The sequence below is a fragment of the Microcoleus sp. B13-B6 genome, assembly GCF_036705405.1.
In the GTDB taxonomy this organism is placed as follows: domain Bacteria; phylum Cyanobacteriota; class Cyanobacteriia; order Cyanobacteriales; family Microcoleaceae; genus Microcoleus.
In genome coordinates this window covers 13,025-36,568 of the sequence record NZ_JAUBUJ010000075.1, presented here as the reverse complement: position 1 = coordinate 36,568, position 23,544 = coordinate 13,025, and the positions used below count along the sequence as shown (strand labels likewise).

The following is a 23,544-nucleotide window of genomic DNA, read 5'->3' as shown; positions in this document are numbered from 1 at the left end:
ACAATTAACTTTATTTTTCGTTTGATTTCATGTCCAAAGGTTTGATTTCGATTTGCTTGGGATTGTTGACAATCCTGCCTAAGTGTGACACTTCCATTCCTACGCGATCGCTGCCACAAACTCCCATGAATACTAATGTTGCTTCGAGTGCTATTACTGACTTAGAAAAAGCGGTTAACCAACAGATAAATCAATACCGAGCATCTAAGAAGTTGCCGCCGCTGAGTGTCGATCCGCGAATCAGTCAGATAGCAAGAATTCACAGCGAAAATATGGCTAACGGTAAAGTACGTTTCAGCCACGATGGATTTGAGGGGCGGGCGAAAGCAATTACGATTCCTTATCAAAGTGTAGCTGAAAATCTTGCTTACAATATGGGCTACAGCGACCCGGTACGCAATGCTGTTGAGGGTTGGATTAAAAGTGACGGCCACCGTAAGAATATGGAGGGTCAGTTTAATGTGACCGGTATTGGGGTTGCGAAAAATGCCAAAGGCGAGTATTATTTTACTCAGCTTTTTGTCCGCAGTCGATAAGCGGGAGGAAGAAGGAAGTTCGGCAACGGATTCTGTAACGGATGTAACGGATGTAACGGATGTAACGGATGTCAGTCCGATGGAAGCCGGAAGAGGGAAGAGGGAAGAAGGCAGTCAACAGTCAACAGTCAACAGTCAACAATTACTAATAATGGAATTTGCAGATTTTCAAGTGTGCGATCGTGATATTCCCGATTCTCTCTTATCTTACTATTTGACAGCAGAGGCGATCGCCGTTGATACGGAAACAATGGGTTTGCTACCCTGGCGCGATCGCTTGTGTTTGGTGCAGTTGTGCAATCCAGAAGGTAAAGTTGCAGTGGTGCGGATTGCCAAAGATCAGACAGCAGCACCGAATTTAAAGAAGTTAATGGAAGCCGAAAATATTGAGAAAGTATTTCATTTTGCGCGCTTCGATATGGCAACAATGCGTTACAATTTAAGTATTGACGTTGCACCAGTTTTCTGCACCAAGCTAGCTAGTAAACTTGCTAGAACTTATACCCACAAACACGGATTGAAAGAATTAATTTTAGAACTTGAAAAGGTAGAATTAAATAAAACATCTCAAAGTTCCGACTGGGGAAATGCGACTAATCTTTCTGACGACCAACTAAATTATGCTGCTAACGATGTCCGCTATTTGCTGAGCGCTAAACAAAAGTTGACTGCTATGTTGCAGCGAGAAGAACGCTGGGAAATTGCACAACAATGTTTTCAGTGTTTGCCCGTTTTTGTGAGTTTGGATTTATTGCAGTACAAGGATGTTTTTGAGCATGGCTAATACCATTTTAGGTTTTAGATTTTAGATTTTAGATTTTAGATTTTAGATTGGGAATGACTGATGAGTACCAGGGTTTAGAGTACAGGCATACAGTTCCATTCTTTTAGGGAACTGGTATAATCTTGTGTCATATTATGTCCGATCGATTGACCATAATATCCCGGCCGGGCGGGTTTTTGAGATTGTCAATTATTGGCAGATATTATTGGTTAACCCGCCCCTACCTGATTTCGGGCGAAGCGAAGCGAAGGGAATCGACCGGACTAGATAGCACCTGGCAGAACTGCCATCAAATTGTTTTGTAGTGAAAACTTGAGTTATGATAAAACTCGCTTGGACTTGAGTCCTCACTACAAACGTAATTATTATTATTTCACCGGACTTGATGTGATATCAAATCCGGTAGCATCGGAAATATTCCTCTCTGTATTCTCTCCCTCTGCGTTCTCTGCGCCCTCTGCGGTTAAATCATTCCGATACAACCGGAAACGATATGAGTAAAAAAAAAATTCAAAACAGTGAGCTCTTGCTAAGTAGGGCTGCTAGGGATTGTGTTCGTGCATCAATGCTTCAATTTGGTCGTCAACATTTCTAATCACCTGTTCCAAAGCCGGCAACCCCTCTAAAGGCACAGGAGAAAGGCGAGTTCGATCGCGAATTTGATTCACTTTCCGCTGCAATTCTTCGGCCAGCCGCAGCGCGTCGCGACTCAAAGTAGACAACTGCTGCTGCTGGTAAAACCTCAAAGCTGCCCCCCGCAAAACTTGCAGGGTGGCTTCTTCCTTGCCACCCACCGTCATTACCCGCAAGCGCAACAGCAAATGAGTGTTTTGATAGATGCGCTCAACTTCGACTTGTTTGGGCTGTTCCACCGGGCACACAGGCATATCTGTCAGCCGCTTCAACTCGTCGATGACCTCTTGGAAAAGGACGATATCGATACCTTCGAGCATCGATTTCAAAACGCCGTCTTGACTCCAAAGAATCCGGCCTTGGGACTGATGCCGCTCAAAAAACAGGCGGCCGATACCCTCTCGCAGCACTCTACCAAGCAATTCTTCCAGCAGTTGGGGCGCGGGCAAAGTTGCCAAAACTTCGACTGGGCTTGACAAGTGCAAGGCCTCGACATTCAAAACCGATAGCTGTGTCGGTGTCGGGGGAACCTCGGCGCCAGCAGGTTTAAACTGCTCACGATCGGGCATCGAGGGTTCTGGCACAGACAGCAGCGTTTCTGCTTTGGGGCGTGAAATTGCTGGTGCGGGATTTTTGGGTGTTGGGGCTGCTGCGGTTTCTGTCTGGCTGGGTTCTCGAAGCTGGCTCCCGTGCAGCAAGTAAGCTGAGAGCATCGAGCGCTGAGTTTCCGACGCAATTGGCTCTGTTGTGACTGAGCAATTCATGTAAGCTAAAATCCGCTGCACGTAGTCCAAGGCGGAGTCATCCTGGGCATCGACTACGCCCAATTTAAACCGATTACCTTCTAGAGATAAAGGCAAAACTTGATAGTAAAGGCAAGCTTCAAAGGGGACAACTGTGTCGATTAGTTGAAATATTCGATCGGAGTCCATTGTAGCTGCCGAGTCTGTTGAAGATGTATGTACCATTAGCTGCTTTGTAGTTGGAAGCGCGATCGAGCGCGACGCACCAACCTGATGCGATAAAATTAAACGCTGCAACTTCCCTGACGGAGGAATTGGCCTAACAACCGGAAGCTTTTATTAAAGAAACATCCTTAGTCCCAGAATTTTCTCCCTGCTGTATTGCAGCCTCAAATTCTACCAAAAGATTGAGAACTAGATGATGACTGGCGCAGTCTAGACCCACTATCATCGATCGCCCGAAATTGATTCCCGTGGCTAGCAACGACAGAATTATGTCTTTAATGCACAAGTATTATAGATGCACCACAACCGATGATTTACGGGCCACCGCTGAATTTAGGATTGGTTAAAAAATCCTGAAAAGTCGATCGTGCTGCTAGTATCTTACCTCAGAGAGTTGACTGCGATCGTCTCGGAGCGCGATCGTCTCGGCAGCGCTACAAGAGCCCGATTAATCTAACCTGAATTGATACAAAGGGCATCGCGCGGTTTTCCACGGGGAAACTCGCAGAACTCTGTGGCTGTGAGGGAATTGATTTGTAGCGCGGATTCTGAAAAATGCTACCGCCCATTAACAATTAGCAATTGCCTGCCACCCATTACCAATCTACTCGTTGCGGAGAGATTGAGCTGCTAAATAGAGTTTGCTCCACTCGCCGATGACTTGATTGGTTTTCAGCTTTAATTCAGATGCGATCGTCTCTACACTTTTCCCTGCTTTCAGCGATTCTACCAACTGCCGCTGCACCGGCGTGAGGTTTTGTAAATATTGCTGCCACTGAGCCGGAGTCAAGCCCAAACTGTGTTCTTGGAGCGAAGTTTCCAGCCAGTTGGCGACTAATTCCGGTGCTTGTTTGACCGCAAAAACCCGAATCGCGTGGTAACTGACTTTTTCTCGCAAACGGTAAATTTGCTTGATTGGAACCTTCAAATCCTCGGCAATTGCCTCTTGGGAACGACCTTGGAGGTAAAGCCGCAGCCACCGGGAAGCCAGCGGATCGACTTCAGCGGCCAAGTAATTCTCAAATTCTTGTTGGACAATCTGCCGCTGAGTTTGCTGCTCTTCCCAAGCTTGATTTTCTCGATACTCGGACATCGCCTGTTCGTCTAGCAGGCTGAGCGGTTCGTCTGTATCGTCGGGTAGAACCTGTTCCGACACCAGCCGCACCCAGTCTCCCGCAGGCACTTGGGTCAACCCCCCCCGCTGGGCACGCCGCAGGTAGTTGACAAAACGGTACACCAGCAGCGGCTGGTTGCGGATCGGCCGCAAGCAGTATTCTTCTGTACTCGCTAGCAGCAAAGCATTTCGCAGCCGTCTGTCTGAGGTGCATTCGGCAATCCAGGCGACTTGCTGCTGCAGGTAGCGATCGGAATTGAGCATTTCCTGAATCACTTCTTGTAGTACCTCCACCGCACTCCGCTGTCTGTCGCGACTCAGGGAAACCCACGCTTGGATTTTTTGCCGGAGCACTACCAAACCGCCGAGTCGCCCGATCAAGTTGCGGTAAGCTTTTTCTGGCGGTACTCCCAGATACCGAGAAATCAAAATTCGATATAAAAAGTCGATCGCCCCAGAGGCAACAGACAATTGAGTTGGGCTAAGAGTGTCAAATCTTTCGGGCTTGTCTCCCAACAGCCAGCGGACAACACTCTCGCGAGTGCTAGAACTCTCCTGCGGGCAATCTTGTTCGAGTCGAGACTTCCAATCTTGTCCTAGTCTTTCCGCCAAGGTCATGGGCTGCCGAGAATATTGTCTTTCACCCCCGATTTTACGTGGTATCCTGGATTTTTGAGTATTTTTCAGATATACGATCCTCTTCGAGGGCTTTCCTTCGGATCGCTTCGCTAACGCCAACGCGCGATCGGATAAATTACCTTAAATTACCCTAAACAAAATTCCATTACGGTGCGATATGCCTAACTTTTTATTAGAACTCGGTACAGAAGAATTGCCCGCATCTTTTGTCTCAGGCAGCGCCCAGCAGTGGCAGCGACTTGTACCTGCAACGCTGGCAGAAGAATCCTTGACAAATGAGTCTATTAATGTATACGCTACTCCGAGGCGTTTGGCCGTTCTCGTGAAAGGACTGCCAGTTCAGCAATTAGATAGAGAAGAAGAGGTAAAAGGGCCGCCCGCAAGTTCGGCTTTTAAAGATGGCAAACCGACGAAAGCAGCCGAAGGTTTTGCGAAAAAGCAGGGCGTAGAAATTGATGCTTTGGAAGTTCGCGCTACGGATAAAGGCGATTTTGTGTTTGTGCTCAAAAAGATTCCGGGGCGGCTGACAGCGGATATTTTGACAGAACTTGTGCCGCAGTGGATTAACAAGTTAGAAGGCAAAAGATTTATGCGGTGGGCCGACGGAGATTTGAAGTTTCCGCGCCCAATTCGATCGATCGTGGCACTGTTAGATGATACTGTACTGCCAATTACATTGGTGAGTGGTTCGGATACGGTCAAGAGCGATCGAATTTCCCAAGGACACCGGGTGTTACATCCGCAGCCTGTCTCGATTCGGCAAGCCGAGGATTATGTCGAGTGTCTGCGGGCTGCTTGCGTGGAGGTCGATCGAACCCAGCGCAAAAATCAAATTAAAGCACAAGTAGAAGCCGCAGCAACAAAACAAGGCGGTTATGCCGACATTACCGAAGATTTGTTAGAAGAAGTCACCGACTTAGTAGAATGGCCGAACGCAGTTGTCGGCAAATTTGACGAAGAATTTTTGATATTGCCGCCGGAAGTAATCACCACAATTATTGTTACAAACCAGCGGTATTTTCCCATCCTCAAAAGCCCCGATTATCCAGAACTTCTGCCCTATTTCATTACAATTTCCAACGGATCTCCCGCTAAAGCCGCGATTATTGCCGCCGGTAACGAGCGAGTAGTGCGGGCAAGATTGGCAGACGGTCAGTTTTTCTACAAAGCAGACTTGGTAAAGCCTCTAGAGGATTATTTGCCCAAGTTGGAAACAGTTACTTTCCAGGAAGATTTGGGGACAGTACGCGCAAAGGTCGATCGGCTGTGCAAGATTGCCAGTTTAATTGTCAATCAACTGCAAATCACAGAGGAAGAGCAAGCTGATGTAGCGAGAGCAGCCTTACTTTGCAAAGCCGACCTCGTAACCCAAATGGTTTACGAACTTCCCGAAATGCAAGGAATCATGGGGCAGAAATACGCCTTAGCAAGTGGCGAATCGGAAACAGTAGCCACAGCGATTTTTGAACATTATTTGCCCAAAGGTGCGGGCGACAATTTGCCCCAAACTCTGACAGGTCAAGTTGTCGCCATAGCCGACAAATTAGATACATTAGTCAGCATCTTCGGTTTGGGAATGTTGCCGACTGGTTCATCCGATCCCTTCGCTTTGCGCCGCGCAGCGAATGCAATAACTAACATTATTTGGGCGGCTCAGTTGCCAGTCAATTTGCACAAGTTGCTTGCAGAAGTTGTTGCCGAATTTACCGCAGCGCGCCCAGAAACACCGGGGGAGTTGCTATCGCAATTATACGAGTTTTTCTTGCAAAGAATTAGGACTTTGTTGCAAGAAGAAAAGAATGTAGATTATGATTTGGTAAATGCAGTTTTGGGAGAAAACGACCCAGAATATACTGAACGAGCATTGAGAGATTTGTTAGACGCACTGGAAAGAGCACTTTTCCTCCAACAAATCCGCAATAACCAGACTTTGGATCTAATTTACGAAACAGTCAACCGTTCAACTCGTTTGGCGGCTCAAGGTGATTTGGATAAAATACAATTGGAACCGAAAACGGCGGTGAAACCGGAGTTATTTCAAAAGTCGTCTGAACAAGCTTTCTATGATGCAGTCGTGCAGTTAGTGCCGCAAACCCTGTTATCCAAACAAACTCGGAATTACCAGCAGTTAGTAGATAGTTTGACGGAAATTGCTCCGACTGTCAGCAACTTTTTCGACGGGCCAGAAAGCGTTTTGGTGATGGATTCTGACCCGGAAATTAAGCAAAATCGGTTGAATTTACTGGGTTTGCTGCGGAATCACGCGCGGGTTTTGGCTGACTTTGGGGCGATCGTGAAAACTTAGAATTTACAATATTTGAGTCCGCCGGGGATTGAAAACCTCCGCTTCAGTCCGCCGGGGGTTGAAAACCTCCGCTTCAGTCCGCCGGGGGTTGAAACCCCCGTCTCAAAGCGAAAGTCCTCTTAAGAGGACTGAAACCCACACATACTAGACTTTTCCGTCAGTTTTAACTCCTATGTTGCACCATTCTCAAATAGCCTTTTGTGAACAGGCAAGATGCCTGTTCCACAAGAAAATTTATCTTTTGTGGAACAGGCATCTTGCCTGTTGCTGACAATGGTGCAAGATGTGAGTTTAACCGCAGAGGGCGCAGAGGACGCAGAGAGGAAGAGAGGGAAGGTTTAAAGATATTGTTGTAAGATGTTGGCGGTTGCTTTGCCGGTTTTGTTCCAGCTAAATTGAGATGATCTGGCTAAACTAGCAGTTTTTAAGTTCGATCGCACTTTTGAATCTGTGGCTACTGTTTGCATGGCTTCGGCTATTTCTGGGACGCTGTAAGGATTGACTAATAATCCGGCATCTCCGGCTACTTCTGGCATTGATGACAGGTTGGAAGTGATGACGGGTGTGCCGCAAGCCATTGCTTCTAAAATTGGTAAGCCGAATCCTTCCCAAAGTGTAGGGAAAACTAGGGCGATCGCCTGATTCATCAGTACGGGCAATTGAGAATAGGGAACGTAACCGAGAAACTTTACGAAAGATTGTAAACCTAATTCTTCAACTTGTGCTGTCAACTGCGGTGTGTAGGCATTGGGAGGCCCAGCTAGCCACAATTCGTAATTTGCGCGATCGGGTAAACTCGCAAATGCAGCAATTAATCTTTCCAAGTTTTTGTAAGGATCGTGTCTGCCGGTATAAAGAAAATAATTTTTGGCGGGCAAGTCGAGATATCTAAAATTAATATTATCGCAAGCTAGGGGAATTGCGGTCATCTTTTTAGGCGGAATTTGGAAAATTTTAGCAACATCTGCCGCCGTTGCTTGAGAATCGCAAATAATGTGTTCTGCTTGCTGCAAAACCTGGGGTATGTAGTAGCGGAAATAAGCTGTTAATCGAGAAAAAGGTTGGGGAAATCGCAAAGGAATTAAATCGTGAACTGTGACGATGTAGCGGCAGCCGGAATATAAAGGTGCTTCGGGAATGGGGGAAAATATCAGGCTTGACTGCAATTTTTTGTAAATCTTTGGCAAGTTGAATTGAGTCCACAGCAGCCTGTTAATTTGTCCTTTTGACCCTCGATCCGGTGTCAGAGTTTCTGGGATTTGATAGCAAGTATAATTGTTAATTTGCTGGGAAGTCAGTAATGTTGGTTCTAGCTGTTGCAGTTGCGGGAAAAGATTAGCGGCGTAAGTCCCGATTCCAGTTGGTTCGGGTGTTAAGAAGGACAAATTGATTAACAGTGAATTAGACATGATTTTATAGAACAGAATTTATCCCAATTGTAGGGGCGGGTTTTACCAACAATAATTGCCGAAAACCCATAATCTCCTAAACCCGCCCCACCCAACCAAAATTTATCCCAATTGTAGGGGCGGGTTTTACCAACAATAATTGCCGAAAACCCATAATTTCCTAAACCCGCCCCCACCCAACGAACAATGAAAATGTACATTTTTATGGTTGCACAGAAGTCAGATTTGATGTTAGTTATTGGCGGTGTACGGGCGGGTTTATATAAATTGTTTGCAATCATTAAATATTGTTGGTAAAACCCGCCCCTACGCAATTTATCGATCGCGTTCCATATCGAGCATTTGAGCTATATCGGCAGGATTTGGCAGCCGAATTGTAGCATACTCTTGGTGAAGAATATCAAAAAAACTATTGACTTTTTTCTCAAAATGTGCAAGTCTAAAGTTCTGACTGCGTTGCTGTGCACCTGCTTGAAGTTCTGCTAGCAAATCGGGATTAACAATTAGTTGATGTGAACGCTGGCAAAGTTCCTCAACGGTATTGAACACAAAGCCCGATCGCCCATGTTCGACAATTTCCGGTTGACCGCCGCCGTTGAAAACAATCGGAGCACAACTGTTGTGCATTGCTTCCACAGTCGCCATCCCGAAATGCTCAAATCTTTGAGGATTGACTTCACCCAAACCGCAGCCGTGCCAAAATATGCTCGCTCTAGCATAAAGTGATTTTACCTCATCAAAGTCAACATTGACTTTTAGCTCGATCGCCCTTGAATCTTGCTTCAATAAATTCTGAACAGTCTTTAAATAAGGATTTTTCGGAATGCTGCTGCCAACTAAAATTAGTCGCCATCCTTGAAAATCTTCGGGATAATCCGCTAGCAAACTGCGGAAAGCTTTAATTAGTTCAATTTGCTTTTTTGTTCCCCCAGCTTCAAACTGTCCCACCGCCAAAATTATGTTTTCTTTCGGCACTTTAACTGTTGCCATTTCCACGGGGGGATAAAGCAGAAAAGTTGGCTGTAGGTTCCAGCGTTTCTCCAACCACTTGACGGTAAATTGACTGTTGGCAATAATGAAAGTGTAATCATCGACAGCAAAATGACGGTTGCGGAAGGTATTGGGAAAGTGACAGAAAAATACTGAAATTGGCGATAGTGGTTTAACTTTTTCCAGTTGGTTCGCGTTGATAAAAATATCGTAGTTTTTGCTTTCTCTGGCAATTTCATCAAAGGGATTTTCCATATCTTCCACGATGATGCTGGAATCGATGCACTGCATTCCGCGTTTATCGTAAAACGCCAAGGGCATAATTTTAATTTTGCATCCTGAAAGGTTGAGTCCATACCAGGATTCTAAGTCGGAAACAGCAACTGGTTTGTTGGCGATAAAAGTAATGTCAAATTCATTTTGCAGCAGCGAGGCGAGGGTAGCGACGTATTTTTGGCCGCCGCCGATAAAATGCAGTCCGTGATCGTAAATGGCGATCGACATTTTGCGATCGCCCCGAACCACCTGTAAGCGAGACAAAATGCGATCGATCTTCAGGCGACTGTAAATCACCGCCAACTTTTCCGACAACTGTGGCAATACAGTTTCGATGATTTCTGGTTTCTGATAATCTAGAAGTTTTTTAATCGCTACAAATAAACTCTCGAACAGCAAATCGTACTGCTTGTTAGTAAAAAAATCAGAAGTATGAATTCCTTTGACTAATTGCAATGGTTCATGTTTTGCCAAATACAAAAACCTATTGCGGTTGCAGAAATACTCGGTAAGTTTGCTTCCTTTACTCGAACCCCGATATTCGTGATGGGCGATGGCGGCAGGAGTATAAAGCATTTTCCAACCGCGTTTGTGGCAGCGTTTTGCAAACTCTACATCCTCAAAATACATCACAAAATCTTCATCTATCGGTCCCACATCTTCGAGACATTCTCTGCGGAAAAGCACCGCGGCCCAACACAGCCCTTCGACTTCCCGTTCTGTATCGTACTGTCCCGCATCTTTTTCGCCAAATCCCACATCTTGCCAATAAAAATTAGGTAATTGCTGAATACCTGCGCTGTTAATTCGCCCGTCTTTAAACAACAATTTGCCGCTGGTCGCCCCTACTTCTTTATTAGTTTCTAGCCGTTTTACAAGAATCTCTAACCAGCGACTGTCAAGGGTAGCATCGTTATTTAGAAAGCCGATATATTGCCCTTTTGCTTCGCTGATGCCGAGGTTGAGGGCTTTAGCAAAGTTGTTGGCAGTATTGACAAAAATCCGAACTTTGGGAAATAGTTCGCGCAGGGAATTAACGGAATCGTCTTGAGAACAATTATCAATTACAATTAAATCTAGTTGCGATTCGGGATACGCAAGTTTTTGTAGAGATTTTAAACAATCTTTCGTGTGGCGCAGACCGTTATAGTTGACTATAATTAACGAGCATATGGGCAGTGCAGTCATTCGATTTTAGATTTTAGATTTTAGATTTTAGATTGAGGAATTGAAGGATTGAAGGATTTTTTATTTGGGATTGAATCATTGAAAATTTGAATCATTGAAAATTTGAAGGATTGAGGAATTTTCGATTTGGGATTTAGGATTTTAGATTGAGGAATTGAATAATTTTCGATTTTTGATTGAAGCATTGAAGCATTGCTCTCGGGACTGAATCGGGGGGTTGCGACCAATTTTTTTTGGGTCATCTTTGATGCTTTATTTTTGTCGATCGAGCAATTGAGCGGTAATCTTCTCTAAAATAGCAGTATGTTGCTGCTGCACTGCTTTAATTTGCTCTATTTCCGACTGAAAAGTTGCGATCGCTCTTTGTTGAGTCTCAAGCTGTGCTGTAACTTCGGGATATTCGCTGCTGAATTCCGATTCAATTTTTTCAAAGATAGTTTGTTGATTTTCTTGCAATTGTTGCAACTGTGTGCTTAATGTATGCACGACGCGGGTATTAGCAAAATTGTAAATTACTTGTCGTTCGAGTACCGGTCTGAGCAATTTTCGGACTATTTTCCTAACGACAATGACTGCGGAACCGAGTCGCCTTTGGTAAGAGGTAATGGGGATGTTATAAATGTCGAAACCCGCCTTTAAAAGGGCGATGTCTTCGTCATCTTCATTTTGGGCGATCGTACTATTTTCTATTCCCAACAGCGACGGCTCAGCAATACCAATTCGCGGCTCCAAAGTTTGCCGCAATTTATGTATTATCTGTTGAGTTGGTATTTCTTCGTACTGCAAACTTTCTTCTCCTTTAAATGTAAGTTACGCCGTGCCCACCCTTAGTGCCAGCTTAAGACTGAAACCATGTCTAAATCTGGTTTCTATCCGAGTCTCGATCCCCCTAAATCCCCCTTAAGAAGGGGAGTAGGGGTTGACTTTGAATAGTCTTGTCCCCCCCTTATTAAGGGGGGTTAGGGGGGATCGGGAAGACTGTGGAAAGAAGACAGTAGACTCGTAGTACCTTTGAGCTTAAGTTGACACAGATACATTGCTCACCTTACCTCGAATCAATCGCACAACCTTCTCCTTCCTATTTAAGCTAACTCAATTTGACTGTCATCACCAATCATAAACCGCAGAGCTTTTGGACGAGCGGGCGCATTGGTGAGTTGAGCTCGCTGCCCGATCACGCTGTCAACAATTCGCTGGTGAATGCCAAGTATTTTCGCCCCTTGTAATATTACACTGTGTTCGATATCAGCATCAATCATCGTCACGCGATCGGCAATACTGCTGTAAGGCCCGATAAAGCAGTTTTCAATGCGGCAATTTTCCCCAATTACCACTGGCCCCCGAACTGTAGAATTAATAACCTCCGTTCCTTCCCCTATTTGCACTCGCCCGATAATTTGACTTTTGGCATCTACTTTTAATTCAGTTGAAGCTACGATACGGCTATCTAAAATGATTTGGTTTGCACTCAGCAAATCGTCTTTTTTACCCGTATCCAGCCACCAGCCCTCTAAATTGCAGGCTTCTACCTGTTTTTCCTGATTCATGAGCTGTTGAATAGCGTCTGTAATTTCCAGTTCGCCGCGGGCAGAGGGTTGAATTTGATCGATCGCCTCGTGAATAGTAGGAGCAAAAAAGTAAATTCCCACCAGTGCTAAATTCGATGGCGGATCTTGTGGTTTTTCTACTAACTCCAAAACTCTGCCTTTCTCATCAACTTTTGCCACACCGAATGCAGAGGGATTGGGAACGGGACGCAGCAAAATCAGAGCGTCTAGTTTCTGCTTGTTAAAAATCTCTAAAAACGGATCTAACTGATTCTGAATTAAGTTATCTCCTAAATACATAATAAACGGAGAATCGCCCAAAAATGGTCTGGCAACTTTTACCGCATGAGCGAGCCCCGCCGGCTTTTCTTGCAAGATATAAGTAATTTTGGCCCCGAAGCGAGATCCATCTCCTGTTTTCGTCTTCACCTCTTCCCCGGTTTCGGGACTAATAATAATCCCAATATCCGTAATCCCAGCCGCCACAATTCCTTCAATTCCGTACCACAGTATCGGCTTATTTGCTACAGGAACCAACTGCTTAGCACCCGTATAGGTGAGGGGACGCAAGCGTGTTCCTTTACCGCCAGAGAGGATGAGTGCTTTCATCAGAATTATGGGTTTGAAACCCCGTCCTTCTAGGACGGCTTTACATTGAATTAAATCCCCTTGCGGGGTTGGGGAGGTATGGTTGCCTCCCCGCCGGGATATGGTTGTCCCGTTCTCCTTTCGGAGTAAAGTTAGCTTGTCGGTCAATGTTTTAAGGGCTTGTTAGGCTGAAAGCACCGTCCCAGTGACCTTAGGACTGTTTAACCCTCAGCGATAGAGCGGAAAACTAGCTTCGCATTCTCCGGTATCGTGACCCAAAAAACGTAGTCAGTTAAGACTTAGGCCCGTCAGAATGGCTTGTTAGATTTCTCCTTCAAGCCTCATGCCTTTAGGCTGAGGTTCCTGACTGGGTGAACTCTGAGTTATCCTTTAGGGTTTGCAGTGCTGGCTTGATTTGCCTGCACTTGTTCGCTCTCGTTGATTTTAAACCACCGCTACCCCGCTGGCAATAGTTGCCGTGTATCCTGATACAAATGATTTATTTTGCTCAAACTTTTATATTCCTGGAGGCACAGAGTGTCAGAAACCAGGTTTATTGCCACAGGAAGCAGTTAAAAGCTGAGGTTTTTTGTCACAAAACCCCTTTCTTAAGGTTGTGAGTGCGCCAGTCCCGATTTAATTGCGTACCCTTTTAATAGCGACCGTATCGGGCCAAAAATTGACTACCATTATTGTTTTGATTTGTCAACCAAGCCCACATCTGATCGCCCAGACAAAAATGCCACCATTCGTTAGGATGTTGCTGAAAACCCGCACCTATCATCGCATCTTTTAATATTTTCCGGCGGCGGTGATATTCCTGTTTTTGCGGCTCCTTGCTCTTACCAAAATAATCGGGATAAGAACGTTCTGATATTTCATCAATCGGAGAACCCATATCAATTTGCCGATTATTTTCATCCACTAAAGTTATATCTAAAGCTGCACCTGTACTGTGAGGGGGAGGCGTCGCGCGATCGAGGCTCGGTACTGCCCAAAATTGATATACGTGTTCTATAATCACTTGACGTTTGTCTTCGGAAACCGGAAATTCGCAGCCTTGAGCTAGGGCAATTTGATTAAAAGTATAATCTACCATAAATTGCTGGACTTCCACCGGCCGATAAGCGTCAAATATCAGAATTTTCCAATTTGGATAATTTTGCTGTAGCTGGGTTTGAGCGGCGATTAAACTATCTACAACTCCTTGCCGCAGATAGTAAGGCGAATCTGCTTTGCTATTGTGATAGGGTGCACCCAACTTTTGATAAGGGTGCGGCATTTCAAAGACAAAATGTTCTGTTGGAATTGGGACTAAAGGTTCGCCGCATTCGTCGATCGCTATTTGGTGATATGGTTTCATATCAAGGTGTTACCCTAGTTTATTATTACTGATGAACTACAATACTCGGTATATGCTTTTCACTTGATTCAGCCGCGCGACAAATAGCAAAGCAGCTAGAATATCCTCATGTTCTAAATCGTCCTAATCATCTATAATTCCTTTAGCATTCATACCAGAACTGAGTAATTCAAGAATTAACTCTACTGGATATCCGAGACGGCGAATACAGGGTTTTCCGTGACAAATATTTGGAGCGAGTGTGATGCGCTGCAAAAGCGGGTTTTCCATATTTTAGGAGCAAATATTAAATATATCCTAACCTACAGAGCGTAGCTTTCGATCGGTTTGTAGTAAGGACTTTAGTGCTTTCAATCTCCACCTAAAGTCCTTACGACCCAAAAATCCTAACTTTGGCGGTAAGCAACTACCGCATAAAATGGATCGCCGCTTGGTATTCGCAGCATTTGCATAAAACTCGGCAAGTTAGGCTTGCGAACAATTACTTCCGGCTTGCTAAATCCGGGTATATTCGCTCCTTTGACGGAATCAAAGTAACCCTTGACTAATTCTACCCGATCGCCCTCCGAACCTTCCCGCCAAGCCGCGATCGCCTTTTGATAAAACATCCGGTTGGAAAAGCTCATAATTGCTACGCCACCAGGCTTTAAAATCCGGTGAATCTCGGCAAAAACCGCATCCGGGTGCTGCAAATACTGTACCGAAACGCAGTTGACAACCGCGTCAAACTCTGCATCCGGCAGTGGCAATTTGGGATTTGCGTTCAAATTCTGCACAAAATAATGATTCAGTCTGCGATTTTTTGCCAACTCGTCTTCATTCATGCCGTGCCCTTCAACATGGGCAAATTGCATCTCGTCGGGCAAGTGAGAAACCCAACTGCTCATCATATCAAAAATCCGAGTATTCGGTTTCAGCCGTTCCCGATATAAATCGGTGAGTTGCTGAATAAATCCATCGTCTACGTGAGTCACAAACCGGGGATTGGAATAGAACAAATTGTCGTCGGTGTCGTCTAACTTGGTGCGTTGGTCGGGTGGAAGCAACATAAATTCCGATCGCGAACTAGATTTACTCTTTCTAGTTTAAGAACAATAAGAATTGTTAACATATCCGGCAGAGGGCGGATTCCCGCTTTTAGCGTAGCATTCGATCGCCAAAAAACCGACTTGCACCCTTTGGGCTTGTGGCAAGAAGACGGTTTGCCGACTTCCAGCATTGGCGACAAACTGCAAGAGGTAGGCGGGAGGCTGACAGGCGCGATCGATCGGGAAGAAAGAGGCCTAGTCCGCCGGGAGAGAGACACGCGCGATCGCCACATTTGGCTGAGACACTCTGGCGTCGTCTGCGATCCAAAAGCGATGGCTGCCGCTGTTGTCACCGAATTAGTCAGCCAACATTTCGCCAACTTCATCGAGTTGGTTCGGCTCGAACAGGCCGGTGGCGTCTGCCAGGGTCATCGGCGCGGCGGTGTCATTGGGTGTGGTTGGTCGAATCATGGTGAACTCCATCGAACTTTTTTCAACAACTACATCATGCTCGATCGCATATCCCAATCATTGCACTGACCAGTCTTCAAACCTCAATCCAGGGATTCTTTCAAAATCTCGGCGATTCCGGGTAAGTAGAATACCGCTTTTTGCAAGTGCGATCGCGGCAATCCGTAAATCTTGCGTGCCAACGCGGATTTTTTGCCGCAAAAATTCCTTATAATAATTTTCAGCATCTAGATCGAAGTCAAGCAATTCAAATTCGGTCAGATAGTTAATGGTTTTTCGCAGACTTGCATAAGCTAATATTATTTCCTCCCCTGATGTCGCTCGTCTGATACGGTTAAGTCGTCCATACATTTGCTCTTCAAATGTAACGATCGTAATGGCAATATCTTTTGGATTAACTGCCCTGACACGCTGCACTATTTGTGGATTCCCCTGCTGAAAAAGTGTGGCAGGGTCTGTATCAAATATCCACAAAGTCACTTAGCTGTTTCCTCCACCTCAATTTTATTGGTGGCTTCTGCTTCATCGAGTCGATCGTAATATTCTGCCATTTGTACATTCCTGTCGCGGCGCAGTTCTGCAATATCTTCTAGCATCTCATCAAAGTGCGGATCGTTTTTAAAGGCTCCTGCCCACTTCATTAAAGGATTTTCAGTTTGGGGAATGTCTACTGTCAGAGAGACTATTTCGACTTTTTTTAGACGCTCGGTCAACAATCGGTGCAAAATTTTTAAAGCTTCTTCTTTAGTAGATCCTGAGCTTCTGCACTCTGGCAATTCCCAAACTATTGCGCTGTAGAGGTCTTCATCGTGCTTTTCAATTAGAACTTGATAAGTTAATTGGGTTAAAGGATTCGGATTCGGGGTTAATACTGTGGCATTCATCTGTTTTTTCTGGTTGGTTATATTTGGCATTTTAACCCATTGTTTTTCAAACATCCAATTAATTCTTTTCGCAAGGCTTTCAATAGATGTCAGCAGTTCAGAAGGCCACCGCACTTAAAGCCTGCGGGATTCTAGCCTTTACCAATCATTCAAGGCTGCGATCGCAACTTCACTCTTACTCTGATTACATCTCAACCGTGAAAAATATTATTGCCAAGAAAACCCTTCTATGGTATACTAGAAGATTGTGAATATTAATCAAAAGTAAAGTAACAAGCCGGGAGAAATCAAAATGACACAGCAAACCCTGCACGGAACCAGCCGCAAAAGAAAAAGAACATCCGGTTTTCGCGCCAGAATGCGTACCGTAACCGGTCGATTGGTAATCAAAGCTCGCCGCAGCAAAGGTCGCCACCGCCTCGCAGTCTAGCACTGCATCAAGGTTGAGAGGCCTCAACGATCGCCCTACGCCATGTTGCCCGATACAAACCGACTTAAGCACCGAAAAGACTTCAGCGCCGTATACCGCAAGGGAATCCGCCGTAACTCGGCCCATTTCAGCTTAAGAGCTCTGCGTAAACCAAAAAGCGCCGAATTTGCGAAACCGACAGCCGAAAAATCCTTGCAGCCCACTCGCACAGGCATTTCCATCAGCCTGAAAGTCAGCAAACGCGCTGTAGTCCGCAACCGGATTAAGCGTCAGATTCGGGCAGCTTTGCGACAGCTATTGCCCCGATTAAAATTCGGGTGGGATTTAGTAATTGTCGTGCGTCCGATCGCACAAGAGTGCAATTATGCAGAAATTCTGCAAGAATTAGAGCAGTTGTTGGTAGAAGCCGAGGTACTAGATGGGAATTCGAGAGGAAGTATATTATGAAGGCGGCCCCGCGCCCGGAGACTTGATCCTCAATTTACTCCTGGGGCTGACTGTGGTGGGAATCCCCCTAGCAGTAGGAGCAATTGTCCGGGCTCTGTGGCTGCGGTATCGGATCACGAGCCGCCGAGTGTCCGTAACTAGCGGTTGGATGGGGGGCGAACAGACAGACGTTATCTACTCAGATATAGTCAAAATCGTCACAGTACCTCGCGGTTTCGGGACTTACGGAGACATGGTGCTCACCATGAAAAATGGCAGCCGCTTGGAACTCAGAGCTATGCCGAAATTTCGAGCAATGTATGACTACATTAACGAAAAACTGCCCGCAGCAGCTCAAAAAGCAAACGCGGCCCAAGCTAAATAACCGAACCGCTTTCACCCTGATTAGAGGCCCAATTCAGTGCGAGTATTGGCAAACTCATTAAAACAAACCCGCAGACCGGGCGGTCGATCGACGGGCAATGTCCTAAGATAGAGACAAAACCCTAAAAATTGAGGCGGCTCGCGTTAAGCGGGTAAAAATAGTTCTCAACAGCAAACATAGAGCACCTAAATTAACTCAAAGCGAATGGATTTCGGTATCTCGTTTCTCTCCAACAACCTCATGCTCCCGATCCTAGATTTTTTCTACGGGATCGTGCCAAGCTACGGTTTAGCGATCGTAGCTCTGACGCTTGTGATTCGCTTTGCTCTTTATCCTCTCAATGCAGGCTCTCTTCGCAATATGCGGCGCATGAAAGTAGCGCAGCCATTGATGAAAGAGCGAGTAGATCAAATTCAAAAACTCTATAAAGACAATCCTGCAAAACAGCAGGAGGAAATGAGCAAAGTATACAAAGAATTTGGTAATCCTCTAGCAGGATGCTTCCCGTTGGTGCTGCAAATGCCAGTGCTGTTTGCACTGTTTGCAACGCTCAGGGGTTCGCCGTTTTCTGACATAAATTACAGCGTCAACGTTCAAGTTTTGCCGAAAGAACAAATCGAAAATGTTCAACCGCAAGCTTTTGCTACACCGCCACAAAATATTTACGTCACAGGTACTTTTCATGCTCCTGTTGTGGGTGTAATTCCAGGCGGCGACAAACTCGCAGTCGGCGACACAACCAAGATTAATTTTCAAACCCCAGAGGGCAAACCTCTCAAAGTTTTAGCGGCAGAAAATAAAAGCGAAATCGACTTTGAACCGGGCTGGAAAGTCATCAAAGGCGAAGAAACTGTCAAGGTAGATGAACAGGGCAACATCACGGCATTAGCGCCCGGTGAAGCCACAGTTCAAGGCACAATCCCCGGATTGGCTAGTAACAAAGGATTCCTGTTTATTGAAGCTCTAGGTCGCGTTGGCGCGATCGACTCAGACGGTACAATCCACTGGGATATTTTGGTAATGATCCTGGGCTTCGGCATCAGTTTGTATATCAACCAAATCCTTTCAGGACAAGCACAAGGACCAAACGACAACCCCCAACAGGCTACAGTCAACAAACTGACGCCAGTCATATTTTCAGGGATGTTTTTGTTCTTCCCGCTGCCCGCCGGCGTGTTGATGTATATGCTGATTGCTAACATCTTCCAAACAGTTCAATCGTTCATTTTGTCGCGAGAACCGCTGCCGGAAAACCTGCAAAAAATAGTGGACGAAGCAGAGGCAAAAACCCAAAAAGAACAAGGATTAGATGCACTTCCATTTGAGCCCAAGCGTTCTAAGAAAAAGGCTTGATTTTAACAACAATGAAAGACTCTCAAATGCAGCGCGGACAGGCATGGTTAGAAGAATTGCTACAACTGTCCGCAATTCCTTCAAAAGTGGTATGCGAACAACAAAAAGATTGCTATTGGATGACAATAGATGAAAGCAATCTGACTCCCGAACAAGTTGCAATCTTAGTCGGGCAAAACGGTAATGTAATAGATGCCATTCAGTACCTCTGCAACACGGTTCAGAATATAGGTCAGGAAGTAGAGGAGTCAATTCCTTATACAGTTGAACTAAATGGCTATCGCATCCGCCGCCAAGAGGAATTGCGATCGATGGCAGAGTACGCAGCAGATCAAGCCCGATCGACGGGAGTTGAAGTTGAAATAAAATCGCTGTCTTCGGCAGAACGCCGTCAAGTCCACAGCTTTTTGAGCGAATGTGAGGATATAGAAACTTACAGTCAAGGACAAGAACCCGATCGGCGTTTGGTAGTGCGGCTGCGCTGACGCTAAAGAAGGAAGAAGGAAGAAGGAAGAAGGAAGAAGTTAAAAAATTAACTATTCCTTTTGACCTTTGAATTCAAGAATTAGGAAGGCGAAAGATTATGGAGACAATTTATATCCCTCATCTACTCACAAAAACTGAGCGGAAAGAGGTCATTGATTTTGAAGAATTTATCCCCGATTTAGAAACTCTTACTCCGGTGCGAGGGCGACTGCAAGTGAGTCACCAAGGGAATTATCTTGAGGTGAAGGCAAAAGCAGAAACAATTGTTACTCTCACCTGCCACAGATGCTTGAAACAATACAATCATCGTTTGGCACTCAACTCATCAGAACTAATCTGGCTAGAAGAAACAGCAAATCAAACAGATTCAAGTTCAGCAGAAATAGAAGTTGCTTTAGAAGATTTGGTGGAAAATTTGTCCCCAGGCGGCTATTTCTCTCCGGGCGATTGGGTGTACGAGCAAATGTGTTTGGAACTGCCGCACAAACAGATATGCGATACTGAATGTCCGGGAATTTCTTTAACTGATGATGCAAATACAGAAAGCACCGAAACAGTCTCAGACAGTCGCTGGGCGTCTCTGGAAGCACTTAAACGGCAATTGCCTTAGTCAGTTGGCAGTGGGCAGTTGGCAGTGGGCAGTTGGCATTAGCTAATAAGAAATAACAAAGAACAAAGAACAAATAACAAATAACCACTGACAACTAACAACTAACAACTAACCACTGACAACTGACTAATGACTATTTTTAGCGACGAGTTTGAACTACTGCTGCGATCGCGCTACCCCCTAATTTACATTCCCACACGGGAAGAAGAGCGCGTAGAAGCGGCGATCGCCCAAAGTGCCAAAAAACAAGGTTCTCGCGCCGTCTACATCTGGGATTTTGTTGATGGCTACCAAGGCAATCCCAACGATACAGGTTTTGGCAAGCGCAACCCGCTGCAAGCTTTGGAATTTCTCGAAAAATTACCCGCCACTGCGCCGGCAATTTTTATTCTGCGCGACTTTCAGCGGTTTTTGGAAGATGTCTCGATTTCCCGCAAGCTGCGGAATTTGGCGAGACTCCTCAAATCTGTGCCCAAAAATATTGTCATCATATCTCCTTTAATTTCGATCCCGGAAGACCTCAGCGAAGTGATGACAGTTTTGGAATTTCCCCTGCCTGCGGCGGCGGAAATCAAAGTTGAGGTAGAAAGGCTATTAGGGGCTACCGGACAAGCCATTGAAGGGCGTTTGCTGGACGAAACAGTGCGCTCCTGCCAAGGGTTGTCGATCGAACGAATCCGCCGAGTTTTGGCAAAGGCGATCGCCACCAGAGGCGAACTCCATTCCGACGACGCGGAACTGATTTTAGAAGAAAAGCGCCAAACAATTCGCCAAACTCAAATTCTGGATTTTTACCCAGCCCGCGAAAATATATCCGATATCGGCGGTTTGGACAATCTCAAAGAATGGCTGCTGCGGCGCGGCGGTGCTTTTTCCGATCGAGCTCGCCAATACGGTTTGCCGCATCCCAGAGGTTTGTTGTTAGTCGGAATTCAAGGAACCGGAAAATCCTTAACAGCAAAGGCGATCGCCCACCACTGGCATTTGCCTTTGCTGCGGTTGGATGTCGGGCGCTTGTTTGCCGGATTAGTCGGAGAATCGGAATCCCGCACCAGGCAAATGATTCAGCTAGCCGAAGCTTTGGCCCCCTGCGTGCTGTGGATTGACGAGATTGACAAAGCTTTTGCGGGATTAGACGGTAAAGGGGATTCCGGGACAACCAGCCGGGTGTTCGGGACATTTATTACTTGGTTGGCCGAAAAAACTTCGCCGGTGTTTGTAGTCGCAACAGCCAACAACATCCAGTCTTTGCCGCCAGAAATGCTGAGAAAAGGCAGGTTTGACGAAATATTTTTTGTGGGTTTGCCCAGCCAGGAGGAACGGCGGGCGATTTTTGAGGTACATTTGTTGCGGTTGCGATCGCACAGCATCAAAAATTACGATTTAGAGCGCTTGGCTTACGAAACTCCCGATTTTTCAGGGGCCGAAATCGAGCAAACTTTGATTGAAGCAATGCACATTGGCTTTAGCCAAAATCGAGACTTTACCACGGATGATATTTTAGAATCAGCTAGTCAGATGGTGCCCTTAGCCAGAACGGCTCAAGAGCAAATCCAGTTTCTCCAAGATTGGGCCGCGGCTGGGAAAGCTCGCCTTGCTTCTAGATACGGCAGTTTGAGCCGCCGGATTCAAGGTTAACCTTTTGAAGTCAGTAGTCAGTAGTTAGTAGCCAGTTGTCAGTTGGCAGTTACCAGATTTTACTCAACATTCAGCAGTCAACACTCAACAGTCAACTTTCTTCCCTCTGCCTTCTGCCTTCTGCCTGACATCCGTTACATCCGTTACATCCGTTACAGAATCCGTTGCCGAACTTCCCTCTTCCTTCATTTGCGGTTTTATGAACACTGTATATAGCGTTTTCAAATTTTTAGTGGGTTTTCTGCTCGCGATCGTCCTGATGGCAGGTGCTAGCGTGGCTGCTGCACTTTACTTTGCCGCTAAGCTAACTACTATCCCCGAAAAACCAGTTTTTTCCAACGACAAAACACCAGCTCAGGTTGCGGGCGCTGCGCCGAAGTCAACAGCCCAGGCTAGCCCTGTTTCTACATCTAGCGATGCCCCGTCTCCGAAACCGCTGGAACCGGGAGCTTACCGAGCTCTGGTGACTCAGCCGATCGGCTTAATTCTCCGGGATACTGGTAGCCGAGACTCGAACCGCATTGGCGGTGTTGGTTACAAGGAAAGAGTCGTAGTTTTGGAAGAGTCGCCCGACAAAGAGTGGCAGCGAATTCGGATTGAGGATGGCGATCGCGAAGGTTGGGTCAAAGGCGGCAATACTGAAAGAATTGAGGGCGAATAGGATTTAGACAAAAAATATACTCCTCTGATTGTGACGGCAGCGAAGGAATGGCAGTGTGAAAATTGTTCACCAACGCCGGTTTTTTTCCTGTCTATTGTTGCCCAAATAGCGATTTACACATTTATCACAAAAAGTCAAGTTAAATTTATTTACGATATTTGAGATTGCAGTTTGAGGCGCACAGACTGCGGGTGCGATCGCCCCCTGCAAAATCCTGAATTTGACATAAAAGCCCAGCAGACAAAAGGTTTCAATAGCTAAAAGTCAACAGAAAAACTTGAACAAACATAAGTAAAACTTATGTTTTTCAGGAGAGTATGTTAAGAAAATTAGCAAAATTTTAAGGTTAGTTGCAAAACCCAGGCTGTTGTCACTGGCGCAGAGGCAAGAATGGTAGCTTGGATAACAAGATGTAAGTTTTCAGCTTAACAGCTACCAACAATAAAAAATATGTACGACAAACGTCCCGATCGAGATTTGGCGACTGCTGCTGTTACTGCAGCTTTGGGAGCTGGGGTCGTTACCTCTTTTGCGGTGAGCAGAGGCCAAAACCCGCTAGTAGCCATCGCAATTACTATTTTTGCAGCGGGAGTAGCTGTAATTTGCGATCGGTTCGGCTTAATTTAAGCGAGCGTCGATTTTTTAATACACAGTCAACTTACGAGATGTTACACCATTCTCAATAAGCTTTTTATGAACAGGCAAGAAGCCTATTCCACAAGAAAATTCACTCTTTGTGGAACAGGCATCTTGCCTGTTCTTAAGAATGATGCAAGATGTGAGCTTATCAAAAAATCCCCGTTCTATTTGCAACTAGCAAAAGTGGGGATTT

General features: G+C 45.6%; 27 protein-coding genes. 14 read left to right on the top strand and 13 right to left on the bottom strand.

The features are described 5' to 3' along the window. Positions 1–29: 29 nt before the first annotated feature. On the top strand, positions 30–536 hold the full coding sequence (locus tag QUB35_RS27030; protein WP_333144726.1) for a CAP domain-containing protein: 507 nt from the start codon (positions 30–32) through the stop codon (positions 534–536). A gap of 151 nt (positions 537–687) precedes the next feature. Further along, complete coding sequence (locus QUB35_RS27025) at positions 688–1,320, top strand: ribonuclease D (RefSeq protein ID WP_333144729.1); 633 nt, start codon at positions 688–690, stop codon at positions 1,318–1,320. A gap of 542 nt (positions 1,321–1,862) precedes the next feature. On the opposite strand, the gene QUB35_RS27020 is transcribed toward QUB35_RS27025, so the two are convergent. After that, positions 1,863–2,921: a GspE/PulE/PilB domain-containing protein gene (locus QUB35_RS27020; RefSeq protein ID WP_333144725.1), complete on the bottom strand. Its 1,059-nt coding sequence runs from the start codon at positions 2,919–2,921 to the stop codon at positions 1,863–1,865. A gap of 604 nt (positions 2,922–3,525) precedes the next feature. Then, positions 3,526–4,653: a HetZ-related protein 2 gene (locus tag QUB35_RS27015; RefSeq protein ID WP_333144724.1), complete on the bottom strand. Its 1,128-nt coding sequence runs from the start codon at positions 4,651–4,653 to the stop codon at positions 3,526–3,528. Between the two features lie 178 nt (positions 4,654–4,831). Here QUB35_RS27015 and glyS point away from each other — a divergent pair, with 178 nt between their 5' ends. Both glyS and QUB35_RS27005 read left to right on the top strand, forming a co-directional pair. Further along, a complete protein-coding gene (gene glyS / locus QUB35_RS27010) occupies positions 4,832–6,979 on the top strand; it encodes a glycine--tRNA ligase subunit beta (protein WP_333144723.1) in 2,148 nt (715 codons plus the stop codon). A 213-nt stretch (positions 6,980–7,192) separates the two neighbouring features. Beyond that, positions 7,193–7,321, top strand: a complete 129-nt coding sequence (locus QUB35_RS27005; RefSeq protein WP_333144722.1) for a hypothetical protein — start codon at positions 7,193–7,195, stop codon at positions 7,319–7,321. Here the strand turns inward: QUB35_RS27005 and QUB35_RS27000 are convergent. The 8 genes from QUB35_RS27000 to QUB35_RS26965 all read right to left on the bottom strand — a co-directional run bounded on the left by QUB35_RS27000 (position 7,318) and on the right by QUB35_RS26965 (position 15,389). Then, positions 7,318–8,388, bottom strand: a complete 1,071-nt coding sequence (locus QUB35_RS27000) for a glycosyltransferase family 1 protein (protein ID WP_333144721.1) — start codon at positions 8,386–8,388, stop codon at positions 7,318–7,320. The genes QUB35_RS27005 and QUB35_RS27000 overlap by 4 nt on opposite strands. Next, entirely contained in the window at positions 8,370–8,588 is a 219-nt protein-coding gene (locus QUB35_RS26995) for a hypothetical protein (RefSeq protein ID WP_333144720.1), read from the bottom strand. The genes QUB35_RS27000 and QUB35_RS26995 overlap by 19 nt, the downstream gene beginning before the upstream one ends. Positions 8,589–8,703: 115 nt before the next feature. Next, entirely contained in the window at positions 8,704–10,842 is a 2,139-nt protein-coding gene (locus QUB35_RS26990) for a glycosyltransferase (protein ID WP_333144719.1), read from the bottom strand. A 252-nt stretch (positions 10,843–11,094) separates the two neighbouring features. Further along, positions 11,095–11,628, bottom strand: coding sequence for a hypothetical protein (locus tag QUB35_RS26985; RefSeq protein WP_333144718.1), 534 nt, complete (start codon positions 11,626–11,628; stop codon positions 11,095–11,097). A 296-nt stretch (positions 11,629–11,924) separates the two neighbouring features. Next, positions 11,925–12,998 (bottom strand): glucose-1-phosphate thymidylyltransferase, encoded by a 1,074-nt coding sequence (locus QUB35_RS26980; protein WP_333144717.1) that lies wholly within the window; start codon positions 12,996–12,998, stop codon positions 11,925–11,927. 631 nt (positions 12,999–13,629) lie between these two features. After that, positions 13,630–14,340, bottom strand: a complete 711-nt coding sequence (locus QUB35_RS26975; protein WP_333144716.1) for a M15 family metallopeptidase — start codon at positions 14,338–14,340, stop codon at positions 13,630–13,632. A gap of 123 nt (positions 14,341–14,463) precedes the next feature. Continuing rightward, the gene (locus tag QUB35_RS26970; protein ID WP_333144715.1) at positions 14,464–14,595 is read right to left on the bottom strand and encodes a DUF433 domain-containing protein; all 132 of its coding nucleotides are present in this window, start codon (positions 14,593–14,595) and stop codon (positions 14,464–14,466) included. 131 nt (positions 14,596–14,726) lie between these two features. Further along, positions 14,727–15,389, bottom strand: coding sequence for a class I SAM-dependent methyltransferase (locus QUB35_RS26965; RefSeq protein WP_333144714.1), 663 nt, complete (start codon positions 15,387–15,389; stop codon positions 14,727–14,729). Here QUB35_RS26965 and QUB35_RS26960 point away from each other — a divergent pair. Then, the gene (locus QUB35_RS26960; RefSeq protein ID WP_333144713.1) at positions 15,369–15,908 is read left to right on the top strand and encodes a hypothetical protein; all 540 of its coding nucleotides are present in this window, start codon (positions 15,369–15,371) and stop codon (positions 15,906–15,908) included. The two genes, QUB35_RS26965 and QUB35_RS26960, sit on opposite strands and share 21 nt — an antisense overlap. On the opposite strand, the gene QUB35_RS26955 is transcribed toward QUB35_RS26960, so the two are convergent. Next, positions 15,897–16,319, bottom strand: a complete 423-nt coding sequence (locus tag QUB35_RS26955; protein ID WP_333144712.1) for a type II toxin-antitoxin system VapC family toxin — start codon at positions 16,317–16,319, stop codon at positions 15,897–15,899. The genes QUB35_RS26960 and QUB35_RS26955 overlap by 12 nt on opposite strands. Further along, positions 16,316–16,723 (bottom strand): type II toxin-antitoxin system HicB family antitoxin, encoded by a 408-nt coding sequence (locus QUB35_RS26950; protein WP_333144711.1) that lies wholly within the window; start codon positions 16,721–16,723, stop codon positions 16,316–16,318. Before QUB35_RS26950 ends, QUB35_RS26955 begins: the two co-directional genes overlap by 4 nt. 292 nt (positions 16,724–17,015) lie before the next feature. On the opposite strand from QUB35_RS26950, the gene rpmH reads away from it, so the two are divergent. The 7 genes from rpmH to QUB35_RS26915 all read left to right on the top strand — a co-directional run bounded on the left by rpmH (position 17,016) and on the right by QUB35_RS26915 (position 22,051). Then, positions 17,016–17,153, top strand: coding sequence for a 50S ribosomal protein L34 (gene rpmH / locus QUB35_RS26945; RefSeq protein ID WP_015174196.1), 138 nt, complete (start codon positions 17,016–17,018; stop codon positions 17,151–17,153). A 42-nt stretch (positions 17,154–17,195) separates the two neighbouring features. Beyond that, the gene (gene rnpA, locus QUB35_RS26940; RefSeq protein ID WP_333144710.1) at positions 17,196–17,600 is read left to right on the top strand and encodes a ribonuclease P protein component; all 405 of its coding nucleotides are present in this window, start codon (positions 17,196–17,198) and stop codon (positions 17,598–17,600) included. Then, on the top strand, positions 17,572–17,964 hold the full coding sequence (locus tag QUB35_RS26935) for a PH domain-containing protein (RefSeq protein WP_333057957.1): 393 nt from the start codon (positions 17,572–17,574) through the stop codon (positions 17,962–17,964). Before rnpA ends, QUB35_RS26935 begins: the two co-directional genes overlap by 29 nt. Before the next feature lie 204 nt (positions 17,965–18,168). Further along, complete coding sequence (yidC, locus tag QUB35_RS26930) at positions 18,169–19,317, top strand: membrane protein insertase YidC (RefSeq protein ID WP_333144709.1); 1,149 nt, start codon at positions 18,169–18,171, stop codon at positions 19,315–19,317. 11 nt (positions 19,318–19,328) lie between these two features. Further along, the gene (locus QUB35_RS26925) at positions 19,329–19,802 is read left to right on the top strand and encodes a R3H domain-containing nucleic acid-binding protein (RefSeq protein WP_333144708.1); all 474 of its coding nucleotides are present in this window, start codon (positions 19,329–19,331) and stop codon (positions 19,800–19,802) included. A 98-nt stretch (positions 19,803–19,900) separates the two neighbouring features. Continuing rightward, positions 19,901–20,413 (top strand): YceD family protein, encoded by a 513-nt coding sequence (locus QUB35_RS26920; protein WP_333144707.1) that lies wholly within the window; start codon positions 19,901–19,903, stop codon positions 20,411–20,413. A 129-nt stretch (positions 20,414–20,542) separates the two neighbouring features. After that, positions 20,543–22,051: an AAA family ATPase gene (locus QUB35_RS26915; protein WP_333144706.1), complete on the top strand. Its 1,509-nt coding sequence runs from the start codon at positions 20,543–20,545 to the stop codon at positions 22,049–22,051. 84 nt (positions 22,052–22,135) lie between these two features. Here the strand turns inward: QUB35_RS26915 and QUB35_RS26910 are convergent, their stop codons facing one another. After that, positions 22,136–22,276, bottom strand: coding sequence for a hypothetical protein (locus QUB35_RS26910; protein WP_333144730.1), 141 nt, complete (start codon positions 22,274–22,276; stop codon positions 22,136–22,138). Between QUB35_RS26910 and QUB35_RS26905 the strand changes: the two genes are divergently transcribed. Both QUB35_RS26905 and QUB35_RS26900 read left to right on the top strand, forming a co-directional pair. Then, positions 22,251–22,712 carry an SH3 domain-containing protein gene (locus tag QUB35_RS26905; RefSeq protein WP_333144705.1) on the top strand — a complete coding sequence of 154 codons (462 nt, stop codon included), beginning with the start codon at positions 22,251–22,253 and terminating at the stop codon, positions 22,710–22,712. The genes QUB35_RS26910 and QUB35_RS26905 overlap by 26 nt on opposite strands. Positions 22,713–23,162: 450 nt before the next feature. Next, on the top strand, positions 23,163–23,339 hold the full coding sequence (locus tag QUB35_RS26900) for a hypothetical protein (RefSeq protein ID WP_242724391.1): 177 nt from the start codon (positions 23,163–23,165) through the stop codon (positions 23,337–23,339). Positions 23,340–23,544 lie beyond the last annotated feature (205 nt).